Origin of the sequence: Microcoleus sp. B7-D4, assembly GCF_036705125.1 — a bacterium.
In the GTDB taxonomy this organism is placed as follows: Bacteria; Cyanobacteriota; Cyanobacteriia; order Cyanobacteriales; family Microcoleaceae; genus Microcoleus.
In genome coordinates this window covers 1-9,494 of record NZ_JAUBTT010000169.1, presented here as the reverse complement: position 1 = coordinate 9,494, position 9,494 = coordinate 1, and the positions used below count along the sequence as shown (strand labels likewise).

9 protein-coding genes and 1 pseudogene are annotated in these 9,494 nt (G+C 46.4%); 7 read left to right on the top strand and 3 right to left on the bottom strand.

Annotated elements, in window-relative coordinates; genetic code table 11:
- Positions 1-10: 10 nt before the first annotated feature.
- From QUB12_RS35550 to QUB12_RS35540, 3 genes are all read right to left on the bottom strand, one after another.
- On the bottom strand, positions 11-601 hold the full coding sequence (locus QUB12_RS35550; protein ID WP_333310811.1) for a hypothetical protein: 591 nt from the start codon (positions 599-601) through the stop codon (positions 11-13).
- A gap of 646 nt (positions 602-1,247) precedes the next feature.
- Entirely contained in the window at positions 1,248-2,198 is a 951-nt protein-coding gene (locus tag QUB12_RS35545; RefSeq protein ID WP_333101902.1) for a hypothetical protein, read from the bottom strand.
- Positions 2,199-2,438: 240 nt separating this feature from the next.
- On the bottom strand, positions 2,439-4,067 hold the full coding sequence (locus QUB12_RS35540) for a site-2 protease family protein (RefSeq protein WP_333310810.1): 1,629 nt from the start codon (positions 4,065-4,067) through the stop codon (positions 2,439-2,441).
- A gap of 512 nt (positions 4,068-4,579) precedes the next feature.
- Here QUB12_RS35540 and QUB12_RS35535 point away from each other — a divergent pair.
- From QUB12_RS35535 to QUB12_RS35505, 7 genes and pseudogenes are all read left to right on the top strand, one after another.
- The gene (locus tag QUB12_RS35535) at positions 4,580-6,013 is read left to right on the top strand and encodes a hypothetical protein (RefSeq protein WP_333143439.1); all 1,434 of its coding nucleotides are present in this window, start codon (positions 4,580-4,582) and stop codon (positions 6,011-6,013) included.
- 231 nt (positions 6,014-6,244) lie between these two features.
- A complete protein-coding gene (locus QUB12_RS35530) occupies positions 6,245-6,826 on the top strand; it encodes a hypothetical protein (RefSeq protein ID WP_333143440.1) in 582 nt (193 codons plus the stop codon).
- The gene (locus QUB12_RS35525) at positions 6,823-7,332 is read left to right on the top strand and encodes a hypothetical protein (RefSeq protein WP_333143441.1); all 510 of its coding nucleotides are present in this window, start codon (positions 6,823-6,825) and stop codon (positions 7,330-7,332) included. The genes QUB12_RS35530 and QUB12_RS35525 overlap by 4 nt, the downstream gene beginning before the upstream one ends.
- Positions 7,333-7,596, top strand: coding sequence for a hypothetical protein (locus QUB12_RS35520; protein WP_333143442.1), 264 nt, complete (start codon positions 7,333-7,335; stop codon positions 7,594-7,596).
- Positions 7,587-8,144: a hypothetical protein gene (locus QUB12_RS35515; RefSeq protein ID WP_333143443.1), complete on the top strand. Its 558-nt coding sequence runs from the start codon at positions 7,587-7,589 to the stop codon at positions 8,142-8,144. The genes QUB12_RS35520 and QUB12_RS35515 overlap by 10 nt, the downstream gene beginning before the upstream one ends.
- Before the next feature lie 203 nt (positions 8,145-8,347).
- Complete coding sequence (locus tag QUB12_RS35510; RefSeq protein WP_333143444.1) at positions 8,348-8,614, top strand: hypothetical protein; 267 nt, start codon at positions 8,348-8,350, stop codon at positions 8,612-8,614.
- 554 nt (positions 8,615-9,168) lie between these two features.
- Positions 9,169-9,494: pseudogene (locus QUB12_RS35505) on the top strand (DUF5906 domain-containing protein); the annotation flags it as partial.

Here is a 9,494-nt window from a genome sequence, read left to right as displayed (position 1 = left end):
CGATTGGGACTTAGTTCATTTGTACTATTTCATCCCCTTTTTGTTGATGTGTGACAGTTGTGGGTGCGGAATGTGGGTTCAAATACAATTGTTTGGGATTGTCGGTGATAATTTCTACCCTTTGATTCAACAGCGGCAGCATCTGGGTAGAAGAACCCTGAAATGGATTTTTACCTTTTAGCACATAGCCGCCAATCAAAGAGAAGTACATTGAAGCTAGGAAAAATACTGTACATAAACCCACAATTAGCAGTGTTTTTTGTTGTGAAAAAGTGGTATAAATGCTCACATATCCTACGATCATAGTTCCAAAAAACAACAAATTTGGCAAGTACAGCCCATCTTCCAGAAACACGCTACCAAAAAACATGAGGGCTACCTGAAAACCAAATAATGCAGCCACCCAACTCCACCCAGTTAGCAACGATGCAGATAGTAGCCAATTCATTGCTATAGTAAGGACGATCGCCATTGCTATTGCCCCAAGTGGTGCTGCATAATCGTACTGTCTGAAGGGAAGAATAACAAAAAATACTAAAGCATACGCAAAACCCGCAAAAGCCAGTGCTAATCCACTAATTATTTGATTCCAGTTCAGCATGGCGATGGATTTTGAGCTTACTACAGTTAAGCGTTCATCTTCTGTTGTGGTAGTAGCCGTTGAAAATTCCCAGCCGACTAAAGCCAGAAATTATAACCGTAGGGTGCGCCACAAGAACCTTACCGCTAGCTATATTGAGGGGAGGGAACTAATTTTTGACACTCTCCGGGCTAAAGCCACGGAGATTCTTAAGACTTAAGTCTTAAATGCGCTGTCAAATCGCATCTACACGCTCGAAACAACTACTGGCACGAGAAGTATTGCTGTTGCGCTTACTTTTGTTTTTAGATTGCTTTCTGATTCCATCAATAATCCAGTTAGGTACGCTCAACGAATCACTATTACGTGTTTGGACAGGCTCGGCATTGCCGAGTAGCGATCCAACCCAGGAGTTTCACCTTATGAAATCGTTTCAACACGTAGATGGTTGTTCTTACTTGCCTGTCTAAATTCTCAGCTTTAGTTGAGAATTTATTAGATATTTTAACAAAGTTTTATAATTAAAGCCGTCCAGCTTATGACGGGGCTTCAAACCCAATTTTGTGGTGAACCAAGCGTGCTCTCCCAGTTTCCCAAGGTGCAAGATGAACCATGACCGAAAGCACAAATCAGCCGGCTCAGAAGGTATAATTTTCCGAAAACCAGATTATTTAGGGTCGATCGACTTAACAAATTGTTGCACAGGCTGTGGTAGAGCCGGCACAAAAGTCTTTCTAAAACCCTTAACATCGAACACTCGCCACAAAATACCTACCGCTACCGTCAAGAAAAATAACGCTCCCAAAAAATTGAACACAGTAGACAGAAAACCGCTGTCCCTTTTTTTCGGAGGTGTAATATGTTTCATGCGATATACAGCCGGCTCGTAATCTCTCGACTCCTCGCGATTGCGGGGCGGCGTTTTGGGCCGCGAACTCGCACTGCGCTTCTGAGTCAAACCCGTTTTATTAGTTTTAGTAAAACTGCTGGGCGACTTTAGCTCAGAAGCGCCGCGGGTTCCCGTTAACTTGCTAGCAGAAGCCCCCGTTTGGCCAACAGCAGCATCCTGAATTCTGCTGTTAGGGCGCTGAGTCGATTTGCGCTCGGCGAGGGTACGCATCAAACTTTGCAATTGCTGAGTCGCCGCCGGCGGGCGTTCCCCTTTCCTCGCCCAATTTAACAGCATCGCCCCGGTAATCCCGCAGAGATTCGTAGCGCCTACAGAAGCCAGCCGCTTCAGCAGAGGCTGGCTATTGGACACAAAAATCACCAATGCCTCCGGGTGTTCCTGAGCCAAACCGTAAACGCACTGAGCCGTCGCCACCACGAGCATTGCTGGCTTGCTTTGATTTTTGATCGAAGGTTCCAGAGCTCGGTGTGTTTCCTGAGCGTCAGTTGCAATCCAGCCACTGTCGGCAAAAAATCGCATAAACTCTCTAGCTACTTGCTCTTGAGCTTTTTCCACCGCTTGCCCTGTCAGACGATCTATTTCGTCGTACACTACTTCCGGGATATAGCAAGTTCCCACCTTGGAATATTCTTGCCACACTTGGGTTCGGCCCGTCATTAAAACATCTGCATCAAAAGTTACCAATACAGGAGGAAGTTGATTAGCCATGACTTTATCCTATAGGCTCAGATAAGTTATTTAAACTTAATCGATCAAGTTTAAACAAATTTTGGGTTATAAAAAAATCAACTTTTGGTAATAGATAAATTGCCCAGGGCGGGGATCTTAATTGGAAATTAGTAGTTAGGAACCCGATCGCCCTTCAGTTCCCACTTCGATCGCTCAATTCCTAGATTCCACTAATTTACCGCAACCCAAGAGCCTATTACCAAAGATGCCCGACTACTGCTAGTTCCCGATTCCCAGACGGCCAGCCAAAGCCGGAGTCAAAGGCAACAGGGCAGCAATCATCAAGAACAAAGCTAGCAAACCCAAAGCCGCGCGAGCGTCGTCAGGCTCAGTCAGCTCGTTGAGGCTCGGCCGCTCCAGATTCCGCTGTAAAATCAGAATCACGATCGCCCAATACAGAGCCAAAGGATTAACTAAAGAAACGATGGCCAGCACCACAAAAGTCGCCAAAGTAGTGCGGCTGGCTATTTTCCGACCGTAGATGGCTTGCACGATTCTACCCCCGTCCAACTGTCCCGCCGGCATCAAATTAATCGCCGTTATTACCAAGCCCAACCAACCGATAACTACCAGCGGGTGAACGTCAACAATCTGCTGCTGCAACGCCGAACCCAAAACCACTTTTGCCAAAGTTCCCACCAAAACCGAGCCCTTGAAAAATTCTGCGGGAATTTGAAACAAACTGCCGGGGTGAGACAGCAGCAAACCCGTTACCAGCATTAGCACAGAAACTATTCCCCCAGCCGCTGACCCGGCAAAAGCAATGTCAAACAAAACTTTACGGTTGGGCAGCAGCGACTCAAAACGGTCGATCACTCCAAAACAACCTATCTGCAAAGTTGGTATAAAAAATGGCCAACTCAAGCCAACCTTGTACCGATTTGCCAGCACTCGGCGAGCAATTTCCCCAGAGCCTAAAACCGCCCAAATTCCGGCTGCAATTGGCAAAACTTCTAGATATCTAGCCGGCGAGTTAAAGAAATCGAAACCTAGCAGCAAACCGCCTGTCTCTAAGCTAGTAGCAATTGTTGCCAGCAGCAGCACGACTGCTAGGATTTTTTGAGACAGGGTTGTTGGCTGCGGGTCGTTGGTGCTGGGCAAGATAATAACTACGGGCTTGTCGTCCTGATTTTCTACTAAAAATAGGCGGTAGCGATCGTTTAATCTTTCTTCCAAACTTGCCGTCAAACGTGAGTGTACTTGTTCTGGGTCTCCCCGGAGATTGCCTTTCAAGATTACCCCATCTTGATAGGGAATCGTTTCTGTGGCAAAGAAAGTATCAATTCCAAAGATGCCTTTAATTGCCTTGAGGTCTTCAACTGGAACAGGAATTATTTCTGATTCATTATTCGCAGGCGACGAGGTGACGATCTTAATGGTTTCTGGGCCTGGTGGTCGCTGCGACTCAGGGGCCGAGAAAGCATCGCTTTGGGACTTTACCTCAGCAGCATCCGGCCTCGGCAGCACTGTATCAGATGCAGCCTTACGCAATTGCCGGCCCAGATAAATGTACAATCCCGTGGATGCCACTAGCAGCAACAATACCGCCACTAGATTGAGGTAAATTCCGGCGGCGAACAAACCAAAGAACAGCAGCCAGGGACTCATCAGCGCAACAGACTGCAACCAAGCCAAAATTCCCAGTTTGCCAAAAGGTCTGGCGCGATAAAATCCCCAACCCAGAATTCCCAGAGCAACCAATACGAGCGCAATTGTTGCCGTATTTTCCGATGCAACTATAGGCATTCCGGTTGCTTGCGCCAATAGGGGCTTTAATTGGTCGATCGCGCTGCGGTCGAGTAATAGCATTAAATTTTGGGGAACATGAAATAGAGTTGTTGGGAACATATCCAAACCTGTCGGAAACTAGCCTGATTACTAAGGATAACCTCTGAGGGCTACTCGGCCCACAACCTGCTGTTGCTGTTTGAACATCGCAGGAGCTAGGCTATTGACACAATCGACTTTTTATGATACCACATCGGCTGTGGCAAACCTATACTCAGAAGGGTAGCAGTGTCTACCGACAGGATGCCGGGATACCACCTGACCCAGATAGGCAGTGTTTCGCATTTGTTGTGCGAAACAAAATGCGAAACAAATGCGAAACAAATAAGGTTTAAGCCGCTCTCTACTTTTCGGTAAAGAACGGCTCAAAGCGTTGATGCTATTAGGTTTTATCTACGGGTACGGCAGGACTTGAATCAAAGCCTCGCTCTTGAATTACGAATTTCCGTCGTTCTAGCCATTTTTTGCACCCACTCTGAAAGTCCTGTTTTTGATTTGAGCGAACACTGAGCGACTTGCTGTAGGCTGAGTACATCAGTCGAACTCAGCACTATCAGAGTAGGGAGCGAGAGATGAGCGAAAAATCTAATCCTGTCACTGCAAGTACCACCGCAGACTACCTTATTGGCTACGAGCGGATTCTAGACTACTTCCAACAAGCACAGAAAGAATGCCCCAAGGGCGTAGGGCTAAAAAGAGACAGGAAAGCGAGCGGTGGTTACATAACGTTGCAATTCAAGTTAGGTGACAAGCGGGTCAACAAGACTTGTGGGTGCTACCTGACCATGCAAGGTATCACTGATGCTCTGAGGAAAGCTCATCTAGTTGCTAGCGGTTTACAGTCCTTCTCTAGCGAGAGTCGGTTTTTAGCCTGGTATGATGATGTTATTTTGGATAAAAACGTCATCAAAAATGATTTGATAACGTTTGGTCAGGCGATAACAAAAGTAGAGAAAGAATACTGGGATGGACGCACTAAACGCCGTCAACAACGTGACAGGAGTAGTATTAGTCAGCAACGTACTTGGAGTGCCGTTTACGGTGACTACTATAAGCTGTTGCCACAAGATAGGGTCGTAAACCTAACAGATGTTCTGTCCGCAGTTAACGGTAAAAAACAAGGAACCAAGTGCTTTAAAAATTGCTTGTGTGCCATGAAAAAGCTTGCTGAGACTATTGACAGTGCCGACTTATTGGGCAGGCTCAAAGAGATTGACGGTAGACAAACAGAATTTCGTGAAGACCTTCAAACTTTATCGGTTGATGAGTTTTTAAAACTTCGCGAAGTGGTTTTAGATGTTCCCAACAACAAACGATACCATTTGGAATCACGTAGGCGGTGGATGTGGGTATTCTCAATGCAGTTGGTGTATGGCTTTCGAGTTCATGAAGTTTTTGCGATTCAGAATATTGACAAGCCATTTAAGACGAAAGATGGTGTTATTATTCCTGCCTTGAATGAACCGGTAAACAAACAAATGATTGCCGTAGTAGGCGATAAGACTTTACTAGATACTACAACCAAGACGGGCTACAGGTTGTGTATACCCATGCTCCCTCCTACTCATCCTGACTTGATGGAATGTTTAGAAATCAAATCAGGCAACTTGCCTGATGTTAGAACATCGTCAAACAATCCAAAGACGATTAGTGGGCTATACAGTGACCGCGCACAAACTATCTTAAGAAGATGGGACAAAGGCTTTACCCAAACCCACGCTTTACGTCACTTAGCGAATCTCAACGGTCAAATGGCGGGGATGTCTCAGGAGACAAGAGCTAAGAGTTTGGGGCATTCAACACAGATGAATGAAGGTACTTATAAAAAACGAGCCAATACTCAGACAACGATTGATTTACTAACTCAGTCCACAACAGAAGCTATTCCATTGGGTAGTGCAATTGGAGTGCTTAAACAGCTAGGAAGTGATGTGAAAAATGTCAAACTGCTAGCCGCTATTTATGGCATTACGCCCGACGAAGTGATGGAGTTGCTTGCCGAATAATTTGAAACAAAACTTTACACTTCCTGTGTTGACAAGGAAGTGGAAGTCTGCAATCGTGAGTAACTAAGGAAGATTGATGCGCGGTTGACGAGCACTGGAAATGCTAGCCAAACCACGACTTCCCCAAACCGTTCTCTTACAACGTTTGGAGCCTATAAATTATGCCACTTTCAGCCGATTGTCCTAACGGACGATCGCAACTCTTAATGATTGAGTTGACGGGGTTTTGCCATGACTAAACCTACCGTCAGCTACCGTCGCATTGACCAATTAAAGGCGATCGCCTTTGACCGTGGTTTCACCAACGAAGACGCCAGACAGTTTGGGAAACTCAGCAAAACTGCTACATGGGAAGCACTGCTGGAACTGTACCTCGTTGCCGGTGAATCATTTGACACAGTGAATGTAGACACTCTACTAGATACTCTACTAGACACACCGCTAGACACTTTAGACACAACACCTGAACCGCTTGACACAGGTGAAACAGTCGCAAACAGTCGCAAGCAGTCCGACTGTTTGTATACCTTGACGGAACCACTAGACACAGCGCTAGACACTGTAGACATGGAGGGTGTAGACACTGTAGACACCCTTGATTGGACTAACGACGGTTCATTCCCTGTGTGCGGTTTCACCCGCCAGACTTCCACCAGCTTTTTAGACTGGGTTGACATCTCTCAACTCATTGCACTCGTACTCACATCGGCGGGGGTGTTTGTGCTGGCTATGTCTATGTGGCGACAAATCAACCCCTTGAATTTATTTCCCTCCCCAGTTCGCATCAACATTCAAATCGGGACAAAATTATGAGCTTACAACTACGCCTTTTTGGCGGAAATTCTGATGCTGGAAAACTCACGGCTAGCAACGACGGCGGACACGCTATCGACAAATCAAAAGTTTTGGCAAGCACCGACGCAAGTGTCATCACACCGCTAAATCCTGGTAACTTTTCCAGCATTCGTAGTGCTCCAGTTGTACCAGCACCGCGCTATTTCACGAAGGAAGAAGCGGACGCTATGAAGGATTTAGCAAAGGAGAAAACAGACGGGGCAAAACAATCTAAACGTGCCTATGAAGCGCTGGCAAAAGTTGAAGAAGCCGATGCTAAAGTTCACCGTCATCACCGCAAATATGAGGGTGCTGTGGCCGATAATGAACTGGGCAAAAAACGCTCAGACACTCGACTAGCTAAGCACTTGCACAGTTTGCGTCCCGGCTATGCCCGACTGGGTTTAGGGATTGATAAGGCTGACAGTGATGCTCGGACTCGCATTGATGAAATCAAGGCAAAACTCACAGGAGGGACTCACTAAATGAAAGCGATGTATCTGGCTAACTACTTCGTTGCCGGATGCGTCGCTTTCTCCCTTTTGGGGTGGATAGCGAGTCTGCATCCGATGGCAATGAAAGCCGTTTTATTCTTGCTAGCAGCGATTGCGATTGCTTGGGGGTTGAGCTGGTTACTTGACTACTCCCTGAGTAAGTTGCTTAAGGTTTCAGTGGCCGATTTACAAGCGCTTTTAATCGGCGGTTTAGCGATGCTGTTGATTGGTTTGGGGGTGTTTCTATGCAGCTAAAACTGTTTGTATTGAGCGCGTCCTCTGTCGTGTTGTGGCTGACTCCACTAGCAGCCCTGGACAAAAAGCTAAACACTCATAAAGCACTGCAAGGTGTCAGTTTGTGTGCTGCGATCGCTTGCTCTGTGGTCGCTGGTAATATCGCTCGCGAACAGTCAGAACAAGATGAAATCGAGGCGATGAAAGCTAAGGCTATCAAGGCTGATACGATTGACGAAATCAGTACATCTGTTTACATTTCTCAACAACAGCGACAGCAAGAAGCTGAACAAATTTTGAACCCGCGAGAACAGCTAGAACGCTTACTGGCACTGACTTATGACGGGGAAGAGGAATCAGAACCGATCGCCCAAAAACAACTAGCTGAACCCGAACAGAACGACTCTCAGAACGCTGAATCAGAACGCGCTGAACGAGCGCTGCAACTGAAGGCTAAGGGATGGGGTAAAGCGAAAATCATCCTTGAGGTATGGGGGGTTAGCAAGGGAGGCTCACCAAAATACAAAGCTGCTGAATCTGAGTATAAACGCTTAATAGAAGGAGGATGAAAACGTGGGCTGGGGGGGGGGAGCCGGGTATGGCCCGCCCCCCCAGCCGCGATAGTTAGAATTTATGGCGCCGCAGGCCAACCGGGGCGAGTAATACCCGGTATAACAGAAATAAGATAAAGAAATATAATACTTAGGGGGGATACAGAGTAAGGGTTGTAGCTAAATGTGATTGTGTAACCAAAAGTTAATTGTGTAACAAAATGAGAGTCAAAAAAAACAAGGTAGGCGGTTTGAGGTTGCGGGCGGGCAGACCTTATAAATGGCAAGTTGCTGGAAAAACTAAGTTGGTACGGATACCTGCGCTTTATGTAGAGAGGATTTTGCAAGTAGTTTCTTATATGGATGCAAATGAAGGGCAACTTCCTGCTTCTGTAGCTTTTTTCATTACTCCTCCCGATTGTCCGCTTCCTGGATATAAAGCTCGTCCTCAGTTACCATACCCTAGAAATTACAGCGACACTAAGTAGCAACTGACAAAAATTTTGAGTGGCAGCTTGTCCGCGATGATTTTTGTTGTAGGGGAAATGATTTCAATCGGACAAGTTGACGCCAAAATTTTAACGAAGTGGTGTCAGTTGCGGTCGGGTAAGCCCTAGAATTTAAAGTGGTGGAGCCTCAACCTTGAGCAATCGGGGTGCATCCGGTAGGCAGCCCAAAGAAATGCTTTGCAAGAGAAAGAGTAGGTGGGTTTGTTGCTCGGTCGATGGTGACGAATGAATCCGGGAATCTCCCAAAGTAGGTTGCTAGGAGGGGCGGGTTAAGACCCGATAGACAGGCAGTACCGTGAAACGACTGCGCGTGCATACGACCCACCAAAACTTAAGCTGGACTCTCATTTGCACGAGGAAGACTGGCTTTTTAACGTCATACCCTGACGCCAGAAAAGCTGGTTCCACTTGAGCTTTCAATTTTTCAAAAACCTAACTAAACACCAAAAAACCGCTGCTCGAAGATTGGAACCCTTACGCAACGGTTTTGAGGCTTTATCCACATTCAGACTCGCTGTGGGCGAGCTAAATTTATGTACGACAATTCTACTCCAGATAACGAGCAAATTTCAAGCACCCCCAAAAAATTCGACATCCGCGACCATCTCAACAAACTGGAACCAGGCAAAGCCAAAAATTACTATATTTGCCCTGTTTGCGAGGGCCACAGTTTAGGGATTAACTCCAAGAACGGTAAGTACCAGTGCTGGACAAACGCTTGCTCAACCGCTGATATTCGGGAAGCTATCCGGCCACTGGCTGAATTTTTAGCAGAGTGCGAGGAAGAAAAACTTAAGCAACAGGTAAGTAAACCACAGGCATCAAAGCCAAAAGCCAAAAAGAAGGAATACCTACCCGT

What these genes read in the sequence shown, in the direction of transcription:
- QUB12_RS35550 (WP_333310811.1), bottom strand. Translation starts at nt 601, where the DNA reads ATGCTGAACTGGAATCAAATAATTAGTGGATTAGCACTGGCTTTTGCG.
- QUB12_RS35545 (WP_333101902.1), bottom strand. Translation starts at nt 2,198, where the DNA reads ATGGCTAATCAACTTCCTCCTGTATTGGTAACTTTTGATGCAGATGTT.
- QUB12_RS35540 (WP_333310810.1), bottom strand. Translation starts at nt 4,067, where the DNA reads ATGTTCCCAACAACTCTATTTCATGTTCCCCAAAATTTAATGCTATTA.
- QUB12_RS35535 (WP_333143439.1), top strand. Translation starts at nt 4,580, where the DNA reads ATGAGCGAAAAATCTAATCCTGTCACTGCAAGTACCACCGCAGACTAC.
- QUB12_RS35530 (WP_333143440.1), top strand. Translation starts at nt 6,245, where the DNA reads ATGACTAAACCTACCGTCAGCTACCGTCGCATTGACCAATTAAAGGCG.
- QUB12_RS35525 (WP_333143441.1), top strand. Translation starts at nt 6,823, where the DNA reads ATGAGCTTACAACTACGCCTTTTTGGCGGAAATTCTGATGCTGGAAAA.
- QUB12_RS35520 (WP_333143442.1), top strand. Translation starts at nt 7,333, where the DNA reads ATGAAAGCGATGTATCTGGCTAACTACTTCGTTGCCGGATGCGTCGCT.
- QUB12_RS35515 (WP_333143443.1), top strand. Translation starts at nt 7,587, where the DNA reads ATGCAGCTAAAACTGTTTGTATTGAGCGCGTCCTCTGTCGTGTTGTGG.
- QUB12_RS35510 (WP_333143444.1), top strand. Translation starts at nt 8,348, where the DNA reads ATGAGAGTCAAAAAAAACAAGGTAGGCGGTTTGAGGTTGCGGGCGGGC.